A 21105-nucleotide genomic window follows, 5' to 3' on the forward strand; every position below is an offset into this window, starting at 1 on the left:
CTGAAATTCTGAACACCGCCGGTGCCTGTGGCCTTCTGAACGAGGCTGCCTGTAAAGGCACACACCTCAAGCCCCGCCTTCTTTGGCGGGGTTTTTTTTATGAATCGTTGGCGTAGCGGTGTTTCTTTTTCCGGCGTGATTTCAGGGCATCATGGATAAACCGGGCACCAAAATCTGATTTGTCGACCACATGGCGGACACCTGCGATTTCGGCCTTCTGATACATGAAGGGGGTTGGAAAATCACTGACCATGATGACAGGGATGTCGGCATGTGTCGGATCTTCGGACAATTCGACGGCGAAATTCGCGCCTGTTCCATCCGGCAGACTGTTGTCCAGGAGAATGAGGTCGGTACGCATCTGGGACACGCGGTCGCGCGCCTCGGCCAGAGTAGCGGCCATCACGACCTTCATGTTGCCAAAGCTGCGTGCCATGATCCGGCGAAATTTTTCCTGATCGAACGCACTGTCTTCCACAACGAGACACGTTCCGCTGTGCCCGTTGTTGCCTGCCGTCATAGCCTGATTGAACATTTTCTACTCTCACGCCTCTCCACCTGATCCTGCATCATGTCCGAAAACCACTAACAATTGGTTTTCGCAGGCCCGGGTCGAATTCAGGTGTCTGCGTAAGCTGTCCAGTCGTCGATATCGGGGTAGTGTCGCCTGCGCCACGCCTGCACACGCGGGTGCATGATCCGCCGCCACAGTGGCGGGACCATCGCGGCCATGGTCATGACCGGATAGCCGAACGGGAGCTGGGGTGCCTCGTCGCCGGGATATGTCTGCAATACAGGGAACCGCCTGTCAGGCTTGAAATGGTGATCGGAATGACGCTGCAGATTGATCAGCAGCCAGTTTGAGGCCCGTTGGTCGGAATTCCAGGAATGGTGTGGCCTGACGGGTTCGTAGCGGCCATTTTCCAGGCGCCGGCGCGTCAGGCCGTAGTGTTCGATGTAGTTCACCAGCTCCAGCTGCCAGACTGCGGTGAAGGCCTGCAGGGCAAACAGGCCCAGCCCCACCCAGCCGCTCAGTGTCAGGGCCAGTGCGATCATGAACGCCTGGAGGACCAGATACCGGCAGAACGGGTTGGCCGGGCTGGCCCAGTGTTGCTTTTTGCGCGCCAGCATGTCCGCTTCGGCCCGGAAAGCTGACGCCAGGGACTGCAAAAGGACCCTGGGGAAGAACCGATAGAAGCCCTCATCATAGCGCGCGGTCACAGCATCACGCGGTGTTCCGACCCAGCGGTGGTGGACCAGCAGGTGTTCCGACCGGAAATGCGAATAGAGCACCATTGCCAGCAACAGGTCAGCCATCCAGCGTTCCACGCGGCTGCGCTGGTGCATCAGCTCATGGCTGTAGTTGATGCCGACTGTTCCGGTAATCACGCCAGCGCCGAAAAACAGCGCAAGGTTCTCTGCCGTGCTAAGATGATCCGCCCGCGGGACATACCAGAGCAGCCAGAAAAGCATGACGAACTGTACCGGCGCCCAGATCAGAGTGATGGCTGTATGCCAGCGCAGTGCGCGCAATGGCGTCAAAGGATCGACGTTTTCAGTATTCCGCCCGATGGCCAGGTCGAGACCTGAAAACAGGTACCACGTGACCAGCGGTAACAGGATCACTGTCCAGCCGCCCTGAAACGCGCCCAGCAGCGCGAGCGGCGGCAGGGCCAGCGATACCCAGAAGGGCGCGGCGCTGGATGGCGTTGATGCAGAAGCTGTGGCGTCGGACGGCATGGTCAGATCCTAAACGGACGCGCCGGCGGATGTCATGGCTGACGCTACGGCGTCTGACGGGTCAGGTCGAATGCTTTGCGCATCACCGTGGGCAAATCGGAGGGCCGGAAAGTCTCTGGTTCACGAAAAGAGCCACGATCGGGCGTCACATCTGCCGGCAGCCGCGCCGTCCTGACCTGCAGCACGAGGTGAAAATGCGTAAAGGTGTGGCGGACCTGAGCCTCAAGCATGCGCCATTCGGCTTCACAGGGTGGTGCGGTGTCCTGCAGCGGGTCAGAAATGTCGCGCCACTCAGAACCGGGCCATCCCAGCATGCCGCCAAGCAGTCCTTTTTCCGGACGCGTTTCAAGCAACCACGCCCCATCCTCGCGCTGGCCCAGAAACACAACCCCATGGCGCACCGGCTTGGCTTTTTTGGGCAGCTTCCGCGGCAGATCGGACGCGGTGCCCTGTTGCCTCGAAACGCAGGGATCGCGCCAGGGGCAGATGCCACAGGCCGGTGATCTTGGCGTGCAGATCGTGGCACCAAGGTCCATTACCGCCTGGGCATAGTCCCCGGGGCGGACCTCCGGGGTCAGCGCTTCCGCCTCCTGCATCAGTTCTGGTTTGGCATCGGGCAGGGGCGTGTGAATGTTGTGAAGCCGGGCCATGACGCGTTCGACATTGCCGTCCAGAACGGTGTGCGGCAGGTCAAACGCGATGGAAGACACCGCCGCCGCCGTGTAAGGTCCGATCCCCGGCAGTTTCAGCAATGCATCGTAATCTGCCGGAAACTGTCCGCCATGATCGCTGACAACGGCGCGCGCGCATTTCAGCAGGTTCCGCGCACGGGCATAATAACCAAGGCCTGCCCATTCCCCCATGACATCAGCGTCTTCTGCCGCCGCCAGATCGGCAACGGTGGGCCATCGCGCGGTAAAGCGCAGGAAATACTCTTTGACGGTGGCGACTGTGGTCTGCTGCAGCATCACCTCGGACAGCCAGACGCGGTACGGGTCCGGCAGAACCCCCGCTTTGCGGTCAGAAGGGGCAACCCGCCAGGGCATGACGCGCGCGTGGCGGTCGTACCAGTCCAGCAGCGCGACGCTCAGCCCGGTGCCGGTGGTCGTGTCATAACGCAATATTTATCATCCTCCGGCCGGTCACGGGCTGGTTACCTCACCCTGCAATGGCTATGTTACCTCACAGGTTTCTGAGGGAAGATAGCGATGCCGCCGCGCCGCGCCAGTACAAAAGGATTCCGGCAGACGTCCAGCCTGTTGCAGGGCCGTATCCGTACGGCCAGCGAGAGCCGCGGATTTGCGCAGAGCCGGTTGCTGACGCATTGGGAAGAGATTGCCGGTGCTGACACGGCCGCTGTGTCCCGTCCGGTTGAGGTAAGCTATGGCCGTGGCGGCATGGGGGCGACGCTGACCCTGCTGACCACCGGCGCCAATGCACCGATGCTGGAGATGCAGAAAGATCAGCTGCGTGCCCGTGTGAATGCGGTCTATGGCTATAACGCTATTGCCCGGATCCGGGTGACCCAGACAGCAGCATCCGGTTTCGCCGAAGGACAGGTTGATTTCACCCACAAAAAGCAGGAAGCAGCCCCGGGAGCTGTTGACCCTGCCGTTCGGGAAGCCGCCATCGAAACAGCCAGACCGGTCGGGGATGACCGGCTCAGAGCGGCACTGACCCGCCTTGGCGAGAACATTCTGACCAGATCAAACCGGTAAAAGGAAAACCCATGTCGCGTATGATGATTATCTCGGCTGCGGTAGCAGTCATTGGCCTTGGGGCATGGTTTGTCACCAGCCCGTCGGGCAGCCAGTCCACCCAGGTTTCGCAGGTCGACCCCATCGGGGCAGCCAACGCGCAGGAAAGCGACATTGACACGTCGGGCATTCAGGAAATGACCCTCGGCAATCCGGACGCGCCGGTGACCGTGATCGAATACGCAAGCTTTACCTGCCCTCATTGCGCCAGTTTCCACGCCGGAGCCTACAAACAGCTTAAGGCGGATTACATCGACACCGGCAAGATCAATTTTGTCTACCGTGAGGTTTACTTTGACCGGCCTGGCCTCTGGGCGTCGATGATCGCGCGCTGCGCGGGCACACCAACGGCGTTCTTTGGAATGGCCGACCTGATTTACGAAGGTCAGTCCACATGGGCGCGCGCGGGAGACATGGTGTCCATTGTTGACGAACTGCGCCGCATCGGACGCCTTGCGGGCCTCGACGGCGATGCAATGGAAGCCTGTCTGCAGGATGCGGACAACGCCCGTACGCTTGTTGCATGGTACCAGGAAAACGCTCAGGCAGATGACATCAACAGCACACCCAGCTTTGTGATCAACGGCCAGAAATACTCCAACATGGCGTATTCCGACATGGCGGCGATCATCGACGCTGCTGCAGAGTAATGTCTGCGCCTCTTCAAGGGCTGAAGGTTGTCGAACTTGCCCGGGTTCTTGCGGGACCCTGGGCAGGCCAGACGCTTTCTGATCTTGGATGTGATGTGATCAAGGTGGAAAGCCCTGCTGGCGATGACACGCGTCAGTGGGGGCCGCCATTTGTCACGCGGGGCGATGATGTTTCGGCGGCCTATTTCCACTCGACAAACCGGGGCAAAAAGTCGGTAACGGCCGATTTCAGGACACCTGAAGGTCAGGCAACGGTCCGGGAACTTCTGGCGGATGCAGACATCCTGATCGAGAATTTCAAGACCGGTGGACTCGCAAAATACGGGCTCGACTTTGAAACCCTGTCACGGGATTTCCCGCGTCTGATCTATTGCTCGATAACCGGTTTCGGTCATACGGGCCCCTATGCGTCGCGGGCAGGATACGACTTTATCATTCAGGGCATGTCGGGGCTGATGTCTCTGACGGGTGAACCCGAGGGCCAGCCCCAGAAATACGGCGTGGCCATCACCGATATCCTGACCGGCATTTACGCCACCACCGGGATCCTCGCGGCCGTCCACCAGCGCAAACATACCGGACGCGGACAGCACATTGACATGTCCCTGATGGACGTGGCCGTGGCAGTCACGTCAAATCAGGCGCTGAACTACCTGACCACGTGCGAACCGCCGCGCCGTATGGGCAATGCCCATGTGAACCTGGCACCTTACCAGGTGTTCGACTGTGCCGATGGACATATCATCATCGCCACAGGAAACGATGGCCAGTACCAGCGCCTGTGCAGGCTACTGGGTCTTGATGACATGGCCACAGCGCCTGAATTTCTCAAAAACGAAAACCGTCTGGCGAACCGGGATGAGATGATCCGGCGGCTCACGGATGCCACGCGCCAGCGCACGCGCGCAGACCTTCTGGCAGCCTGCGAAGCCGAGGGTGTTCCGGCCGGCCCGATCAACGACATGGCAGATGTTATGGCGGACCCGCAGGTCATCGCACGCGGCATGGAGCTGTCACTGGATGGTGTGCCCGGTGTACGTGCGCCGTTTACATTTTCGGATGCAGAACTGGCCCTGCACAGGCCGGCTCCACGGCTGGGCGAAAACAACGAAGGCTGAGCCGTTCAGGGCGCTTTGAGGGCCGCCAGCTTTTCCAAGAGCGGGTTCGGCGTTTCCTGAAACTGCAGGCGCACCGGCAGCGTGATGACTTTCATCCGGAAAGCCGCTGGCAGCCGTACCGCGTCTTTTTCGGTTGTCACGAGCTGTGCGCCACGTGTTTTTGCATCTGCTTCCAGTCGGTTCATCAGCGCGGTTGTGACGGGCTGATGATCGTCCAGCGGCTCGGCGTGGACGAGATCAGCGCCAAGCTGGCGGAGCGTGGCAAAGAACTTCTCGGGATGTCCGATGCCTGCAAAGGCCACGGCACGCATGTCGGACCAGTCCATACCGGTCTGAAGCGGGCTGAGTTCTGCCCGGACGTGCGGCAGGCTGGCCGGAAGGGGTGGGCGGGTCGCATCAAACGCCTGTTGTGCCGCGGCGTCGCCGATCGACAGCAGAACTTCGGCGCGGGCGAGACCTGTTGCAACAGGTTCGCGCAGCGGACCTGCCGGCAGGCAGCGTCCGTTGCCAAATCCCTTTGCTGCATCGACAACAATAACTGAAACATCCTTGTGCAGCGACGGGTTCTGAAATCCGTCGTCCAGAACCACAACAGTCGCCCCGGCCTCTTCGGCGGCTTTGCCACCGGCGGCGCGGTCTTCGGCGACCCAGACTTCGGCGAAGGCCGCCAGCAGCAGAGGTTCGTCTCCGACGTCTTCTGCGCTGTGACGGGCCGGATCCACACGCACCGGCCCTTTAAGCCTGCCACCATACCCGCGCGTGATGACATGGGGCGAGTGAAAGGCATCTGTCAGCGCACTCAGCACAGCGATGACGGTTGGTGTTTTGCCCGTCCCACCGGCATTGAGGTTTCCGACACAGATCACCGGTATCCCAAGGCGCTCCGGCTCTGAGCCGGCCAGCCGTCGCGCCGTGGCGCGCGCGTACAGCCATCCAAGGGGGGACAGCAGCCGCGCCCGAACGCCTGGAGCTGCTGCCGGTCTGTACCAGAAGTCAGGCGCCTGCATGTGGCTGGCCCTCCCGCGCATCCAGTGCGCTTTCCACCAGCCCGATCACCCGGTCGGTCAGAGCGGCTCCCTTGCTGATCACATCCCATCCTGCGTGGGCCATCGCGGCCGCCTGATCCGGCGAGATCAGCTGTTGCACGGCGGCGCTGAGGCTGTCGGCATCGTTCACGATGCGTGCCGCACCGGCGTTTGCCAGCCGCGTGTAAAAGGGCAGATACCGCCGGACGTTCGGACCATAGAGCACAGCAGAACCGAGCGCTGCTGCCTCAAAAGGATTGCATCCGCCTGCGCCGGACATAAGTGAGCTGCCCAGAAACGATACCGGTGCGACCCGGTAGAATAGGCCCAGGTCCCGGGGGTCGTCAGCAATCATCACCTGGGTGTTGTCATCCGGCTCCTCGCCAGCGGACCAGTCACACAGCCGCATGCCTTCGGCGCGCACTTTGTCCGCAAAATCTGGTGCGTCGGACGCCTGTCGCGGATTCATGATCAGAAGAAGCCGGTGGGACATGCGCGATGCAGCGCGGTGGGCTGCGAGAACGGGGCCCGCCTCTTCGGGCTGCAGACACGCTGCCAGCCAGACCGGACGGCCCCCCATCATCGCAGACAGATCAGAGATGTCCCCATCATCGCAGGGCAGGGCCTGGCCACCCGCCTGCAGTGGCGGTGCCCGCTGCACCAGGTGGCTGTCGACACCCAGGGCTTCGATCCTCTCCGCAGCACCGGCCGACCGCACAAGAATGGCGTCGAACCCGTTCAGGATGCTGCGCGTCACATCGGGCAGCCAACGGTCATGACGACTGTCAAAACCGTCGCTCCCCGCATCAATCAGGATCATCCCGCACCCGGTTTGCAGCGTTCTGTCTATCAGCGATGGCCGCAGTTTACCCCAGACCCAGATACCGAAATCCGGGTTATACGTTTTCAGAAACGTGTTGATCGCCTCGGGGTGTTCGGACGGGATGCGGTCCAGCGCAACTCCCTCGGGCGGAGTCCACTTCGTTCGGACATCGCGTGCAGCTTCGCTGTCCGGAAGCGTGACCAGAACCTGCAGTCCGTGGCGCGCACTGGTGATCCGGACAGCCAGATCCAGGACCGCAAGGAAATTTCCGGGCTCGGCGGCATGTATCCAGACCAGCTCGTCGCCGGACCTGCTGGCTTCGGGGACGTAGGTGCGCTCGGCTGTGTGACGTGACAGCGCACGCCAGGCCGCCAGCCCGAGAGAGCGGCCCATGACCTGTTACCCCAGCTCTTCTGTCGAAGAGGCTGCAGCTTCCTCGTCGCGCAGCCGGTGCAGGTGGGCGATGAAGTACCGCATGTGCGCGTTGTCGACTGTCCGCTGCGCCTCTGATTTCCAGGCGTTGAAGGCTTCCTCATAGTTCGGAAAGATGCCCACGACATGAATATCATCGACGTTCTTGAAGATGTTGCGGGTCGGGTCGGTCAGCTCTCCGCCAAAGACGAGATGAAGCCGCTGTGTCATGAGAGGTGTCCTTTGTCAGGGGTGGTTGTGCCTTAGGTTGCGTATATGCCCGCTGGGGTCAAGCCACGCCGGCGCTGTCAGTCAGTGCTGCAGCGCATTCATAAGACCCGCGTGCATTGCCGGCCCTGCGGCGACAACGCCGTTCAGACGGGGGTCGGGGTTGTTGAACCGCAATGCGTTTCCGGCGCGGTCCGTGCAGGTGCCTCCGGCCTCAGTTACGATCAGCGCGCCTGCAGCGATGTCCCATTCCCAGGCCGGCCGGAACGTCAGCATTGCATCGAAACGGCCCTCGCCCACGAGGCTCAGCCGATACGCCAGGGATGGCCGGTGCGCGCGCCGGAAGGCAGGCACCCCATTGCGCCAGTGATCCGGATCAACCGCCGGTTTGGTGGCCAGAATGTCGGCGTCATGGGGCTCTTCGCGCGTTGATGCAGCGATGGGCTGTCCGTTCAGAAAAGCGCCCCGCGTTTTCGCCGCGGTATAGAGCCTGTCCCGCAGGGGCATGAAAACGGCACCTGCCGTGACCTGACCTTGATGCACGATTGCGACCGAATGTGCCCAGGTCCGCGACCCCTCAACGAAACTGCGCGTACCATCGATCGGATCGACGACAAACAGCGTGTCATGGTTAAGCCGCGCGTCGCTGTCCTCGGTTTCTTCTGACAGCCAGCCATAGTCGGGCCGTGCAGTGCGCAGGACGGTTTCAAGATATGCATTTACCGCCAGATCAGCTTCAGTCACCGGTCCGGCGCCGCCGGGCTTGTCCCATCTTTCTGCCCGGTCCCCGGCATAGCTTGATGCAATCCGGCCTGCGATCCGGACGGCATCCGTGATGAGCGCGAGATCAGTTTCCTGCAAGGGTCATCCCCGGCACCAGCAGCGACGGCACGCGTCTGCTCAGATGCCGGCGCGCATCATTGGCGGGCACAACAGATATCAGCATGTCGCGCAGGTTACCCGCAATCGTGCATTCGTTCACAGCGCCGGTGATCTCGCCGTTCTCGATCCACAGCCCCGCAGCACCACGTGAATAATCACCGGTGTTGGGGTTGATCGTCGACCCGATCATGGAGGTGACCAGCAGACCGGTACCCATGTCCCGGATCAGATCGTCACGGCTGACGGTGCCCGGTGTCAGCGTCACGTTCCACGTGCCAGGCGATGGCGCTGAAGACGTCCCGCGCGTGGCGTTCCCGGTGGATGGCATGCCCAGTTTGCGCCCCGTGGCCAGATCCAGTGTCCAACCGGTGAGGATGCCGTTTTCAACAATGCTGCGCGCCCGTGTCGGCAGGCCTTCGGCATCAAAGGGCCGGGAGCCTGCGGCCCGTGGCCGGTGCGGCTCTTCCAGAAGGCTGAGGGTATCGGGCAGAACCTGCTGACCCATCGCGTCGCGCAGCCACGACGCACCGCGTGCAACCGACGTTCCGTTAACAGCCGCCAGAAGATGGCCGATCAGCGAAGATGAAATCCGTTCGTCGAAAAGGACCGGATAGGTCCCGGTGGGCGGTTTGCGTGCATCGAGCCTCGCAAGTGCGCGTTCAGCGGCACGCTGTCCGATTTCAGCGGCGCTGCGCAGATCGTTCTGAAAAATCCGGCTGTCAGCGTCATAGTCGCGTTCCATGCCTGTGCCGGTTCCCGCAATGGCCACGCAGGACAGGCCACGGTCGGTTCTGTCGTAGCCGCCCGAAAATCCGTTGGAGGCCGCCAGATGTATTTCGCGCGCTGAATAGCCTGCCGAGGCCGATTGGACCTGCGAAACGCCCTGAACAGCCAGTGCGGCGCTCTCCGCCTCAAGGGCATCGCGCTGTAGTTCTTCGGGAGATGGCTCCGCCGTCGGATCGGAGAGTTCCAGCGCCGACGCATCCCGGTCTGTTGCCAGCTGTGCGGTGTCCGCGAGGCCGGAATGCGGATCCTCAGGCGCTTCGGCGGCCATCGCGACGGCGCGTTCAGCCATCTCGGTGATGGTACGGTCGCTCGTGTCAGAGGCCGACACAGTTGCGCTGCGCTGACCCAGAAAAACCCGCAGACCCAGATCAGTGCCTTCTGAGCGTTCGGCCTGTTCCAGCGTGCCGTTGCGCACGTCGATATTGACCGAGGTGCCGCGGATCACCATGGCGTCTGCGGCGCCCGCACCCGCCTGGCGCGCCGCATCCAGGAGTTTTTCAGAAAGATCTGCAATGGGCTGCGTCATGGGATACCTCGGGTCCTGCGCGTCGCGCGGTGTCTGCTGTATTGGGCCACGACGTAGCCGTGCAGTGCCCCTCCTGCAAGGGGCACCGCCAAAAACACACGCAGGCGCGCGCGCCTGGCTTTACTGAATACGCTGGCCGTTGGCGATGATGTGGCCCTGTTCGTTCATCTCAATCCGCGACGTGAGCGTGTCCGGAGCATCACCCGGGACGGCCAGCAGACCCATCATCATGCGGGCCGCCATCGCCTGTTCTTCGGGCAGAAGACCGATGGCAACCAGATTGTCGATCAGGCCATTGCCCCCAACAAGGTTCAGATCAACCCCACCGACAGGGCGCGGAAACGGCATGTCAGTCTCCGGAAATTCAAAGCTGCCTTCGCCCTGCAGCGAAGCTCCGGCGATTTCCAGGCGCAGTTCGCGTACATCCAGGCTGTCGATATCTGCTGGTGCATCGCCGGCCTCGCCCGCCGCAGCTATTGAGGCAGGGTCAAGGAAGTCAAACAGAACCGTGGCCTTGCCGGCCAGATCGACCACCAGTGTGGCAGGGTCGCGGGGAAGGCGGCTGGCGCTGTCGAACATGTTCCACAGAAAGTCGTCCATCGTGAATTTCTCAAGGGACAGGAGCAGCGCAAAGTCAGCGGGCTCCTCGCTCTGGCGCAGCGGCATTCCAAGTTCAAACCCAGAGTCTTCTGCGGCAAAAGCAATCGGGAACGGCAGCGCACTTGTTTCATAGCTGGCGACCAGATCGCTCTGCGTACCGCCGTAGCTCAGACCGTCACCGCTCATCTTCACATCAAGAACAGTTTCCCCGGTCGCAAGGTTCATGTTGAAATCGGCCTCGGCGCTGTTCGAGGTAACCTGATGCGTCGCGGGACCGGTCCGGAAATTGCCGCCGGCGGAAAACCCGGCAGCCAGCATTTCGCTCATGTTCAGCTGCTCGGTGACCAGCGCGGGCAGGTCTGACGTGCCCTCAAAAGTCAGGTCGCTGATTTCACCGGTGATGCGCCCTTCGCCGTCACCCTCCGGATCCGCGAAACTGATCTGGTACGTTGCGCCCGCAGCTGCCATCTGCTGGTCATAGACCCGGGTGCCCCCCAGGGTCATGGTTGTGGTCCCGGAAATGCCGGTCAGATCGCCCTCGGCCGTAAAAAAGGTGGTTCCGTCAATTTCCGGGCCGTTTGACAGGACAGAAATCGTGTCTGCTGTGTAGGTATACAGCATCTCGGCCGGTGTTCCGCTGGCACGGGCCACCAGACCGGAATGCCTGTATTCGACCGTGCTCGTGAAGGTTTCGCCATCGGGGCCGGTGAATTCCGAAACTACCGGAACGACAGGAGGCAGGATGATGTCGACAACCCCACCGCCGGTCTCGGCCAGGTCGATACTGTCGAGCTGAATGACCATTGATCCGGTGTCGGGTCCCAGAGATCCGGTGATCCGGATGTCACTGATGCTCAGCGTGTTACCGCTGCGCGTTTCCTGACCGTCAATCCGGTACCCGATACCAGCCATATAGGCGCTGATATCATTCCAGACGTCATCGGCTGTGACATCCGCGGAAAGAGGGCCGGCAAAGCAGAGAACTGCTGCAACGGGAACGGTGGCATTCTTTAAATGAAACATTCTGCGATCCTTTGGGAAACGTTTGCGCGCATCGTCTGTTATGGTCGTATGATGGTCAAGAGGCGGTGGGGCTGGACGATGCCCTGTGGCGGCACTAACACCTGTTCCGGAGAATGCAGCGGAGGACCCACCAATGGATATGAGCCGGAAAACAGTCGTGATCACCGGTGCAAGCCGCGGTATCGGCGCAGAGGCTGCGCGGGTTTTCGCCGGAGCCGGTGCGAATGTCGTGCTGCTGGCCCGCAGTCAGGGTGCTATTGCAGATCTGGCCGGGGAAATCGGTGAACAGGCCATTGCGGTGCCCTGCAACGTAGCCCGGTATGGCGAGGTTGCGTCCGCGATGGCGACGGCTGCGGAGCAGTTTGGCGGTATTGATGTGCTCATCAACAACGCCGGGGCCATTGAGCCGATTTCGCACCTTGGGGGAGTGGACCCGGAAGGTTGGTCCGATGTTATTGATATCAATCTCAAGGGTGTCTTTCACTGTATCCACGCGGCGCTGCCGGTGATGAAAGCCGGCGGCGGGGGCTCCGTTCTGACCATCAGTTCCGGTGCCGCGCATAATGCCATCGAGGGCTGGAGCCACTACTGTTCGTCCAAAGCTGCGGTGAATATGCTGAACCGCTGCCTGCATCTTGAAGAAAGCGGTCATGGTATCCGCGCGATCGGGCTGTCGCCCGGGACGGTTGCCACCCAGATGCAGCGCGAGATCAAAGCGTCCGGAATCAACCGGGTCAGCCAGCTCGCATGGGAGGACCACATTCCGGCGGACTGGCCTGCGCGCACGCTGCTGTGGATGTGCGGCCCGGAAGCCGACGTATGGAAAGGCGACGAGATTTCGCTGCGGGATCCGGATATACGCAAAGCGGTCGGGCTGGTCTGAAGCGGGTCACCTTTTGCGCCTCCGGCCCGGGACTTTTGACTGAAACCCGGGCGGCCGCTTGCTGACCCAGGCAATGAATTTTGCAAGCCGCGGATGCGCCCGCAGTTTATCGGGCGTGTCATAATCGCGCGCCAGCTCAGCCTCCGTGAGCGTGGCGTGGATTTCCCGGTGACAGATGTGATGCATCAGGATCACCGGACCGCCCTTGCCACCTTTCAGCTTGGGGATCAGATGATGCAGGCTCTGGCTGACATCGGGAGGGATGGGTCTGTGGCAGAGGGGGCACACAGGATCTGACATAGGACTTGCTCTGACTTGCGGGCACAGGCATGAACCTAGATGCAGACGCGCACAGAAAAAGAGGGGGTGGCCGTGGAATTTGATCTTTCCACCCAGCCGGAGATTGTACAGCAGGCTGCCGGATATGCCCTGCAGGTGTGGGAGCTGGCGATGTCCTGGGTTCTCAGCCCGGCGGCATGGTCACAGTTCGGGCTGCTCATTGTTGCCTGGCTGCTTGCCGTTTTCACGGCGCGGCGCCTGCGTGGTGGGCTGACCCGTCTTCTGACCCCGGATGAAAAGGCCGAAGGCTCTCTGGCACAGGCCCGGCGGTTTGCCCTGACCCTGCTGCCTCTGCTGCTGCCCCTGCTGGCGTATGTCTTTACAGCAATCGGCGAAAGTGTTGTCCGCTCTCTCTTTGACAGCGGTGCTGTCATCGCTTTTGGCAAACGCGTTTTCATGTTTGTGGCGGCCCGGACACTGGCCCGGGAAATCCTGAACGATCCGTTGCTCAAGCTGCTTGGCCGCTACGTGCTGATCCCGGTTGCAGCGCTCTACGCACTGGGGCTACTCGACCTGCTTGTCGAACGGCTCAACGAAATGACGGTCAATCTGGGGAATATCTCCTTTTCGGCGATGTCGCTGGTGCGCGGCATTATCGCCGGCGGTATCCTCTTCTGGCTGGGGGGATGGTCCAACCGCCAGACGTCTCAGTTCATTGAAAAACAGGAAGAAATGCGGCCGTCACTGCGCCAGCTTCTGGCGAAGGTCGTGGAATTCAGCATCTTTGGCATCGCGTTTCTGCTGCTTCTGAACATTATGGGGATCAACCTGTCGGCGTTGGCGGTGATCGGCGGTGCGATCGGCGTTGGCCTTGGCTTTGGCCTGCAGAAAATCGCGTCCAACTTCATCTCCGGTGTCATCCTGCTGATCGAAGGGCAGGCCACCGTCGGCGACTACGTGGAGCTTGATGGTGGCGAATCCGGTCAGATTGTGCGGATGACGGCCCGCGCCGCTATTCTTGAAACCTTTGATGGTCGCTGGATCGTGGTCCCGAACGAAGATTTCATCACGACGCGTGTCGTCAATTATTCCGACAGCGGGTCCGCGAACCGTTATGAGGCACCTTTTTCGGTCAGCTATGACACGGATATCAATCTCGTTCCGGGCATTATTGAGGCCGCTGTTGCCACGCATCCGGATGTGCTCGATGCGCCGTATCCGCCCGATTGCGAGCTGCGTGGGTTTGGTGACAGCGGGATCGACTTCGCTGTCGAATTCTGGGTCAATGGTTTGGACGACGGGCCCAACAAATACACGTCCGATGTGCTCTTCCTGATCTGGAACGCGCTGAAAGAACACGACATCGAAATCCCGTACCCACAGCGCGTGGTGGAGCTCAAAGGCGGGCTGCCGCAGGCCGGGGCGTGAAACATGCGCTGATCGTCGGCGCGGGACCCGCAGGTCTGATGGCTGCCGAAACACTGTCGGCGGCAGGTGTTCGGGTGACGGTCTGCGATGCGATGCCTTCGGTAGGGCGGAAATTCCTGATGGCGGGAAAATCCGGGCTGAACCTGACAATGGACGAGCCGTTTGACGCATTGCTGCCCAACTATGGTGACAGCGCGGAGTGGCTGCGGCCGATTCTCCGGGACTTTGAGGCCGGCGCAGTGCAGGCGTGGGCACGGGGTCTGGGGCAGGACATATTCACGGGATCAACCAGGCGTGTGTTCCCGCGCGCGATGAAGGCGTCGCCGCTCCTGCGGGCCTGGCTTGCGCGCCTGGCAGAGCAGGGCGTTACCCTGCGGCCACGGATGCGCTGGCAGGGATGGGATGCCGCAGGCGATGCCGTTTTCAACGGCCCGGACGGCACAGAACACATCCCATCTGATGTGACCGTGCTGGCGCTGGGCGGTAAGAGCTGGTCCAAGCTTGGTGCTGACGGGGCCTGGGCACCTGTACTGGAAACTGCAGGCGCGCCTGTTTCACCATTTGCGCCTTCAAATGCCGGCCTATCGGTGCAATGGACCGGGCACATGAACAGGCATTTCGGATCGGCGCTCAAGGCCGTGAGATGGCAGGCGGGACCATTGCAGTCGCGCGGCGAAGCTGTTTTGTCGGCGCGCGGGCTCGAAGGGGGCGGGATTTATGCGCTTTCACCTGCCCTCAGGGAGAGTGCCGCATTGAGCGTTGATCTGGTTCCTGATCTTACGAAAGAGCAACTGACCGGATCAAAAGCACCTGCCAAAGGGCGGACGCTGGCGCACTGGCTCAAAAGCACACTGCGACTGCCACCGGTAAAATCCGCGCTGGTTTTCGAGATGGCCGGTGATATGCGCGGCAATCGGGATGACTGGTCGGGGCTGGTCAGAAATCTGCCCGTGCGGCACGACGGTTTTCTGCCGATGGATGAAGCCATTTCGACAGTTGGTGGCGTTCCCATGGCGGGGGTTAATGACGAACTGATGCTGCGTGCGGTCCCTGGCGTCTTTTGTGCGGGTGAAATGCTGGACTGGGATGCGCCGACAGGTGGTTATCTGATTACTGCCTGCCTTGCCACCGGACGACACGCAGGTCTGGGTGCGTTGCGTTATCTTGAGGCGGCTGCCTGATACGCCGGTCTTTCGCGCAGGTTTTTCGCATAGGCAAACAACCTGTCGTCCACCCGCGGGAACTTGGCGCCGACCGACCAGTTGATGCAGTGACATGCCAGAATGTCAGGTATCGATAGGCTGTCCCCCATCAGAAACGGGCCGTCCAGCATGGCAGAGAGTTTGTCCGCGGACGCACTGAATTCTGCCTTCAGTGATTCCTTTACGGCGGGCATCCGCAGATCTTCGGGCAGGACAAAACTGTGTTTTGCCGCCGCCCAGAGAACCGCGTCCATTTCGTCGATCAGCCAGAAAGTCAGTGCATCCTGCCGCGCGCGCGCGACGGTGCCCGCGGGCGCTGTCAGACGACCATGTTTGTCAGCCAGATACGTCACAATTGCCATCGAATCGGTGAGCACTGCGTCGCCATCCAGAAGCGCCGGGACCTTGCCCGAAGGATTGTACCTGACCGCTTCTTCAGAACGGGGCGGGGCCGGAATATGCTCGTATGGCTCGCCAAGTTCTTCGAGCATCCAGAGAACGCGCATGGCGCGGGACTTTTGCGGACCGATAACTGTGTACATGATCTTTGATTCCGGTTCAGGATGGTTTTGCAGACCCTGTCATGGTGCCGGCGGGCTGACAACTGCTGACAGAAAACGGCAGTGGTCCGGTGTATCCCCGACAGGGAAAACCAACAGGAGAGTGTCATGTCCCGGACCGGAAGTTGCCTCTGCGGCGCTGTAAATTTCAAGATCAACAAAGACATCACCGAAACCGGTGCCTGCCATTGCGGGATGTGCCGGAAATGGAGCGGCGGTGTCTTTCTGGGCGTTGAGGTCCCCGGCGATCAGATTGAGATTGAGGGCAGCGAAAATCTGGCCACCTATGCATCATCCCCCTGGGCAGAAAGAGTTTTTTGCAAAAACTGTGGCAGCAGTCTGTGGTACCGCGTCACGGCACCCGGACCGCATGAGAACGCGTATCACATCGGTTTTGGGACCTTTGATATGCAGGACGGCGTCGCGCTGACCGGTGAGATCTTCATCGACAAAAAGCCGGGTGGTTACAGCTTCGCAGAGGAAACGCATAAAATGACCGAAGCGGAGGTTATGGCCATGTTTGGCGGAGAGGGCGGTTAACGCGCACCGAGCATTGCGAGCCGGATAAAGGCGCGCTCGACCAGCGCCATGCCGGGCGCATGTTGCCCGGCGGACCGCAGCTGCAGATCCGTATCTGTCAGAACGGTCAGGGCCGTTTCCAGACGCGCAGCACCCCACCGACGCGACTGTGCCAGCATCCGGTCGCGATGCGGGCCGAAAATAGTGGGGCGCCCTGATGTATCACTCGCTGCGCGGTGCAGCGCCCGGAAATGGCGCATCGCCCCGATGCAAAGCCCCACAGGTGTTGCCCCCTGAGCGGTCAGCTTCTGCATGACCGGACCGATCTCCTGTGCGCGGGCCTCGGCCACGACCATCAGGATGTCATCGATCGCAGCCTCTGTGGACGTGGGTGCACAGGCCGCTACATCAGCTTCGGACACCGGGTCCGGATCGCCCAGCTTGTAGAGTGCCAGTTTTTCGACCGTCTGGCGGAAATCACCCGGGTCCAGCGCCTGGGCAAGATCCCCAAGGGCTGCCATGACATCACCGGACGGCAGGTCCAGCCCGGACTCCCTGAGGGACTGTTCAATCTCGGCGCGCGTGGGCGGATTGTCATAGATGCCTGTCGCATAGGCATTGGGATGTGCTTCAAACGCTTTGCGCAGTTTTGACGTTGGTTTCAGATCCCCGGCGGTGACGACAATCTGCGCGTCACCGTCCTGCCAGGCGTCGAGGGCCGCGAGAATAGCGGGGCCGGTGTTTTCGTTGGCGTCCTCAACAAACACCGCACGCTGTCCGGGGAAAAACCCGACCGCCTTGATGGCGTCGACCAGCATCGCGGCGTCTTTGCGCAGTTCGTTCCCGTTCATCCGGGTCAGACGCATTTCTTCTTCGGCAGTGGGCCCCAGAAGTGCGGCCAGCATCTGCTGGCGCTTCAGCGCCACACGCATGCCGTCCCGGCCAAAAATCAGAATGCCGGTCCTGCGCGGGTCCGGCTTTGCGAAATACCCCGTTGCATCACGCGTCGAGAGCTTCATGTCAGATCGGCACTGAGCAGCCTGACGATGATCTGATCACCCAGCAGCACCATAAGACGCTGCTGCGCATCCTGCTCGGCGGCAAGCGTGGCAACTGTTGTGTCCGCCGCAGAATACCCGGTGAAGTTGTCGACAAGTCCGGACAGCACGATCCGGCCGGTTTCGTTGTCTATCAGCGTATAATCCGCACTGCCGAGCAGATTCAGGCGGGTAATATCGCCTTCGCTATCGATCGCCAGATTCTCCTGCGCTGTCCTGACATTCAGAGAAAGCCGGTATCCCGCGTTTACAGATCGGCCCAGCCGTTCTTCGATACGCCGCGTGATGAGGTAGCCGTTTTCCGTCTGTGGTTCGTCGATCAGGATGTTGTTCTGCAGGCGCGTCCCGTTGCCACCCGTGCCATAGACGGGCGTGAAACCGCAGGCTGCAAGTGCGAGCGGCAGGCAGATCAGAGCACGGCGGCTATACAACGACATTCACAATACGTCCCGGAACTACGATAACCTTCTTTGGCGTTGCGCCATCAAGGGTCCGGATGACAGCCTGGTCGGCGAGGGCGACTTTTTCAACCTCTTCCTTGCTCATATCCGCGGGTACAGTGATCTCGGCACGGCGTTTGCCGTTGACCTGAATGGGCAGCGTAACGGTGTCTGAGACCAGCATCGCGTCATCCGCAACCGGCCAGGGTGCGGTGGTGATCAGGCCTTCGCCGCCCTGATGGGCCCAGATGTCTTCGGAAAGATGCGGCGTCATTGGCGACATAAGCTGGGCCAGGGTCATAACGGCCTGGCGCTGGGCGCCGTATCCCGCTTTGGACTTCTGCAAAGCTGCCGAAAATGCATAGAGTTTCGCAATGGCCGCGTTAAACCCGAAGCTTTCGATGCCCATCGTGACATCGTGGATGCAGCTGTGCATCGCGCGGAGCAGTTCGTCGTCCCCGCTGCCCGATGCCTCTTTGTCCATCTGAGCAATGCGGTCTGAAATGTTCCAGACGCGGGAAAGGTGTTTATAGGCGGCTTCCGCACCCGATGCCGTCCACTCCACATCCCGCTCCGGCGGGCTGTCGCTCAGCACGAACCAGCGCGCTGTGTCTGCGCCATAGGCGGAAATGATATTGACCGGGTCGACCACGTTTTTCTTGGACTTGGACATTTTGGCAGACGGGATGATTTCCACGTCAGTTCCGTCAGCAAGTCTGCCGTCTGTCACATCCTCGGGCAGGTGATACACCGGCCGGCCTTTGTCATCGCGTGTCTGATATATTTCATGCGTAACCATGCCCTGAGTGAAAAGCGCGTCGAAAGGTTCGACGGCGGATTCGGGCAAATGGCCTGTGATCTGCATCGCGCGGGCAAAGAACCGGGAGTACAGCAGGTGCAGAATCGCATGTTCGATCCCGCCGATGTACTGGTCAACATTCATCCAGTAGCCGGCATCGTCCGCAACAGTGGGTGTCTGAGCACGGGGGGCCGTGAACCGGGCGAAATACCAGGAGCTGTCGACGAATGTGTCCATTGTATCCGTCTCGCGCAGGGCGTCGCTGCCACATGCGGGGCAGGCGCATTTGCGCCATGTCGGATGGCGGTCAAGCGGATTGCCCGGCGTGTCGAAACTGACATCATAGGGCAGTTCGATCGGCAGGTTTTCTTTCTTTTCGGGCACGACACCGCAGGCATCGCAGTGCACCACCGGAATCGGGCAGCCCCAGTACCGCTGCCGCGAAAGACCCCAGTCGCGCAGGCGGTATTTTGTCTGGCCTGTGCCAAGGTTGTTGGCCTCGAACCAGTCAATGGTCGCATCAATGCCCTGCTGGCTTGTCACCTCTCCCACGCCGGCAAAGTGCTCAATATAGACAACTTTATCAGTCTTGGCCGGAACAAGTGCTTCGTTTTCGACCTCGGTTTCGTTCCCTGGCATATAGAACGCGTTCCGGACCGGCAGGTCATATTTCCGCGCAAAATCCAGATCGCGCTGGTCGTGCGCCGGACAGCCAAAGACAGCGCCGGTGCCGTAGTCCATCAGAACGAAATTCCCGATCCAGACAGGCAGCTCAATGTCGCTGTCCACCGGGTGCGCCACGCGCAATCCGGTGTCGATACCTTTCTTCTCGGCCTTTTCCATAGCCGCTTCGGTAGTATCCATCTTGCGGCACTCGTCGATGAAGCTTGCCAGCTGCGGGTTTTCGCTTTCCAGCGCCTTTGACACCGGGTGATCCGGTGAAATGGCAATGAACGAGGCGCCGCGCATAGTATCCGGCCGTGTGGAATAACACAGGATGTCACCCTGGCCGTCCGTTCGGTGGAAGGGGATTTCGATCCCTCTGCTTTCGCCGATCCAGTTCTCCTGCATCAGACGCACTTTTGCGGGCCAGTTTTCAAGGCCTGCGAGGGCATCTTTCAGCTCGCCCGCCATGTCAGAAATTTTAAAGAACCATTGTGTCAGCTCGCGCCGCTCGACATCTGCGCCCGAACGCCAGCCTTTGCCGTCGATTACCTGCTCATTGGCCAGAACGGTCATATCGACAGGGTCCCAGTTCACCTGCGCATTTTTGCGGTACACGAGGCCCGCTTCCAGGAAGTCGAGGAAAAGCGCCTGTTGCTGACCGTAGTATTCGGGATCGCAGGTTGCGAATTCCCGGGACCAGTCGATCGAGAGACCCAGCGGTTTCATCTGATCGCGCATGTCGGCGATATTGCCGTAGGTCCAGTCCTTGGGGTGCCCGCCAATGGCCATTGCCGCGTTTTCCGCAGGCATCCCGAAGGCGTCCCAGCCCATCGGGTGCAGCACATTGTGCCCGGTGGCCAGTTTGTACCGCGCGATGACGTCACCCATCGTGTAGTTGCGGACATGGCCCATATGGATACGTCCCGAAGGATACGGGAACATCTCGAGCACGTAGTATTTTGGCTTGTCTGCGGACCTTACGGCCCGGAAAACTTCGTTGCGGTTCCAGACTTCCTGCCAGCGGCTTTCGATCTCTGCCGGGGTGTAACGCGCCATTTTTGCGTCCTTTTTAACGTATCAGCGCCGGGACCCGGTCTGTTGTGGGTGCCCGGCGCGGGAAGATTTATTCAGTGTCGGTAACGTGATCCGCGTCAAAGCGCTCCATCACGGTTTCTGATCTGTCGCGCACGGGTCAGAATCGCATCCTCTACAGCGCGGATTGTTGCCGCACTCGCCGGACCGTTGCGCGTCTGAAGCGATACATTCAGTGACCGGGCCTCCAGCGCGGGGTCATCAATCAGCACTGTCGCGCGGTATGCCCGACCGCTGCCCGGCGGTGTCCCGAATCCGGTGACGATTACGCCGGTAAATGGATCAACCTGTTCGACGGGCAGAAACTCCAGCACTTCCAGGGATGCGGCCCAGAGATACTTGTTCACGCTTGTACGTGTCTCGACCGCGCCGGCATTGCGGAATGCTTCCCAGATTGTGGTGCCGCTTTGCTGATTCCTGTCACGCTGGCTTGATTCTTCGCGGAAATCGCGCGGGCCCGTGTCCAGTTCCGTTGTTGAACTCCCGCCGCAGGCAGCAAGCATCCCACAACAGAGTGCTGTTCCGATCCAACGCGCCGAAGTGCTCTTTTTCATCAAAAAACCCGCCCAAACTTTGCTTCTGAACCGTTTACTTCAGGAGCCGTTGCACC

Annotated in this window: 22 protein-coding genes; 7 read left to right on the top strand and 15 right to left on the bottom strand. The window is 60.8% G+C overall.

Features of this window, described 5'->3' with window-relative positions; genetic code table 11:
* Positions 1-97: 97 nt before the first annotated feature.
* The 3 genes from AB4K19_RS17895 to AB4K19_RS17905 all read right to left on the bottom strand — a co-directional run bounded on the left by AB4K19_RS17895 (position 98) and on the right by AB4K19_RS17905 (position 2786).
* On the bottom strand, positions 98-535 hold the full coding sequence (locus tag AB4K19_RS17895; RefSeq protein ID WP_375229619.1) for a response regulator: 438 nt from the start codon (positions 533-535) through the stop codon (positions 98-100).
* Between the two features lie 83 nt (positions 536-618).
* Positions 619-1740 (bottom strand): alkane 1-monooxygenase, encoded by a 1122-nt coding sequence (locus AB4K19_RS17900; RefSeq protein ID WP_375229620.1) that lies wholly within the window; start codon positions 1738-1740, stop codon positions 619-621.
* Between the two features lie 44 nt (positions 1741-1784).
* Positions 1785-2786: an A/G-specific adenine glycosylase gene (locus tag AB4K19_RS17905; protein ID WP_436399552.1), complete on the bottom strand. Its 1002-nt coding sequence runs from the start codon at positions 2784-2786 to the stop codon at positions 1785-1787.
* Positions 2787-2948: 162 nt separating this feature from the next.
* Here AB4K19_RS17905 and AB4K19_RS17910 point away from each other — a divergent pair, with 162 nt between their 5' ends.
* From AB4K19_RS17910 to AB4K19_RS17920, 3 genes are read left to right on the top strand one after another with little or no spacing between them, the layout of a single operon-like run.
* On the top strand, positions 2949-3458 hold the full coding sequence (locus AB4K19_RS17910; protein ID WP_375229621.1) for a DUF721 domain-containing protein: 510 nt from the start codon (positions 2949-2951) through the stop codon (positions 3456-3458).
* An 11-nt stretch (positions 3459-3469) separates the two neighbouring features.
* Positions 3470-4147: a DsbA family protein gene (locus AB4K19_RS17915; protein WP_375229622.1), complete on the top strand. Its 678-nt coding sequence runs from the start codon at positions 3470-3472 to the stop codon at positions 4145-4147.
* The gene (locus AB4K19_RS17920) at positions 4147-5265 is read left to right on the top strand and encodes a CaiB/BaiF CoA transferase family protein (protein WP_375229623.1); all 1119 of its coding nucleotides are present in this window, start codon (positions 4147-4149) and stop codon (positions 5263-5265) included. The genes AB4K19_RS17915 and AB4K19_RS17920 overlap by 1 nt, the downstream gene beginning before the upstream one ends.
* A 5-nt stretch (positions 5266-5270) precedes the next feature.
* On the opposite strand, the gene lpxK is transcribed toward AB4K19_RS17920, so the two are convergent.
* The 6 genes from lpxK to AB4K19_RS17950 all read right to left on the bottom strand — a co-directional run bounded on the left by lpxK (position 5271) and on the right by AB4K19_RS17950 (position 11569).
* Positions 5271-6272, bottom strand: coding sequence for a tetraacyldisaccharide 4'-kinase (gene lpxK, locus AB4K19_RS17925; RefSeq protein ID WP_375229624.1), 1002 nt, complete (start codon positions 6270-6272; stop codon positions 5271-5273).
* Positions 6259-7506 carry a 3-deoxy-D-manno-octulosonic acid transferase gene (locus AB4K19_RS17930; RefSeq protein ID WP_375229625.1) on the bottom strand — a complete coding sequence of 416 codons (1248 nt, stop codon included), beginning with the start codon at positions 7504-7506 and terminating at the stop codon, positions 6259-6261. The genes lpxK and AB4K19_RS17930 overlap by 14 nt, the downstream gene beginning before the upstream one ends.
* A gap of 6 nt (positions 7507-7512) precedes the next feature.
* On the bottom strand, positions 7513-7755 hold the full coding sequence (locus AB4K19_RS17935) for a DUF4170 domain-containing protein (RefSeq protein WP_375229626.1): 243 nt from the start codon (positions 7753-7755) through the stop codon (positions 7513-7515).
* An 81-nt stretch (positions 7756-7836) separates the two neighbouring features.
* Entirely contained in the window at positions 7837-8613 is a 777-nt protein-coding gene (locus AB4K19_RS17940; protein WP_436398476.1) for an inositol monophosphatase family protein, read from the bottom strand.
* Positions 8600-9946 (bottom strand): TldD/PmbA family protein, encoded by a 1347-nt coding sequence (locus AB4K19_RS17945; RefSeq protein ID WP_375229627.1) that lies wholly within the window; start codon positions 9944-9946, stop codon positions 8600-8602. The genes AB4K19_RS17940 and AB4K19_RS17945 overlap by 14 nt, the downstream gene beginning before the upstream one ends.
* A gap of 120 nt (positions 9947-10066) precedes the next feature.
* Entirely contained in the window at positions 10067-11569 is a 1503-nt protein-coding gene (locus AB4K19_RS17950) for a DUF2125 domain-containing protein (RefSeq protein WP_375229628.1), read from the bottom strand.
* A 133-nt stretch (positions 11570-11702) separates the two neighbouring features.
* Between AB4K19_RS17950 and AB4K19_RS17955 the strand changes: the two genes are divergently transcribed.
* Positions 11703-12452, top strand: coding sequence for an SDR family oxidoreductase (locus AB4K19_RS17955; RefSeq protein WP_375229629.1), 750 nt, complete (start codon positions 11703-11705; stop codon positions 12450-12452).
* Positions 12453-12458: 6 nt separating this feature from the next.
* On the opposite strand, the gene AB4K19_RS17960 is transcribed toward AB4K19_RS17955, so the two are convergent.
* Positions 12459-12752: an HNH endonuclease gene (locus tag AB4K19_RS17960; protein ID WP_375229630.1), complete on the bottom strand. Its 294-nt coding sequence runs from the start codon at positions 12750-12752 to the stop codon at positions 12459-12461.
* Between the two features lie 39 nt (positions 12753-12791).
* Here AB4K19_RS17960 and AB4K19_RS17965 point away from each other — a divergent pair, with 39 nt between their 5' ends.
* Both AB4K19_RS17965 and AB4K19_RS17970 read left to right on the top strand, forming a co-directional pair.
* On the top strand, positions 12792-14159 hold the full coding sequence (locus AB4K19_RS17965; protein ID WP_375229631.1) for a mechanosensitive ion channel family protein: 1368 nt from the start codon (positions 12792-12794) through the stop codon (positions 14157-14159).
* Positions 14156-15340 carry a TIGR03862 family flavoprotein gene (locus tag AB4K19_RS17970; RefSeq protein WP_375229632.1) on the top strand — a complete coding sequence of 395 codons (1185 nt, stop codon included), beginning with the start codon at positions 14156-14158 and terminating at the stop codon, positions 15338-15340. The genes AB4K19_RS17965 and AB4K19_RS17970 overlap by 4 nt, the downstream gene beginning before the upstream one ends.
* Here the strand turns inward: AB4K19_RS17970 and AB4K19_RS17975 are convergent.
* A complete protein-coding gene (locus AB4K19_RS17975; RefSeq protein ID WP_436398478.1) occupies positions 15319-15903 on the bottom strand; it encodes a glutathione S-transferase family protein in 585 nt (194 codons plus the stop codon). The two genes, AB4K19_RS17970 and AB4K19_RS17975, sit on opposite strands and share 22 nt — an antisense overlap.
* Positions 15904-16029: 126 nt before the next feature.
* On the opposite strand from AB4K19_RS17975, the gene AB4K19_RS17980 reads away from it, so the two are divergent.
* A complete protein-coding gene (locus AB4K19_RS17980) occupies positions 16030-16461 on the top strand; it encodes a GFA family protein (RefSeq protein ID WP_375229633.1) in 432 nt (143 codons plus the stop codon).
* On the opposite strand, the gene holA is transcribed toward AB4K19_RS17980, so the two are convergent.
* From holA to AB4K19_RS18000, 4 genes are all read right to left on the bottom strand, one after another.
* Positions 16458-17459 carry a DNA polymerase III subunit delta gene (gene holA, locus AB4K19_RS17985; protein WP_375229634.1) on the bottom strand — a complete coding sequence of 334 codons (1002 nt, stop codon included), beginning with the start codon at positions 17457-17459 and terminating at the stop codon, positions 16458-16460. The two genes, AB4K19_RS17980 and holA, sit on opposite strands and share 4 nt — an antisense overlap.
* The gene (gene lptE / locus AB4K19_RS17990; protein ID WP_375229635.1) at positions 17456-17935 is read right to left on the bottom strand and encodes an LPS assembly lipoprotein LptE; all 480 of its coding nucleotides are present in this window, start codon (positions 17933-17935) and stop codon (positions 17456-17458) included. Before lptE ends, holA begins: the two co-directional genes overlap by 4 nt.
* Entirely contained in the window at positions 17922-20459 is a 2538-nt protein-coding gene (gene leuS / locus AB4K19_RS17995) for a leucine--tRNA ligase (RefSeq protein WP_436398479.1), read from the bottom strand. The genes lptE and leuS overlap by 14 nt, the downstream gene beginning before the upstream one ends.
* A gap of 95 nt (positions 20460-20554) precedes the next feature.
* On the bottom strand, positions 20555-21049 hold the full coding sequence (locus AB4K19_RS18000; RefSeq protein WP_375229636.1) for a DUF3576 domain-containing protein: 495 nt from the start codon (positions 21047-21049) through the stop codon (positions 20555-20557).
* Between the last annotated feature and the right edge of the window lie 56 nt (positions 21050-21105).

It is taken from the genome of Roseobacter phycocola, from assembly GCF_042055075.2.
GTDB lineage: Bacteria > Pseudomonadota > Alphaproteobacteria > Rhodobacterales > Rhodobacteraceae > Roseobacter.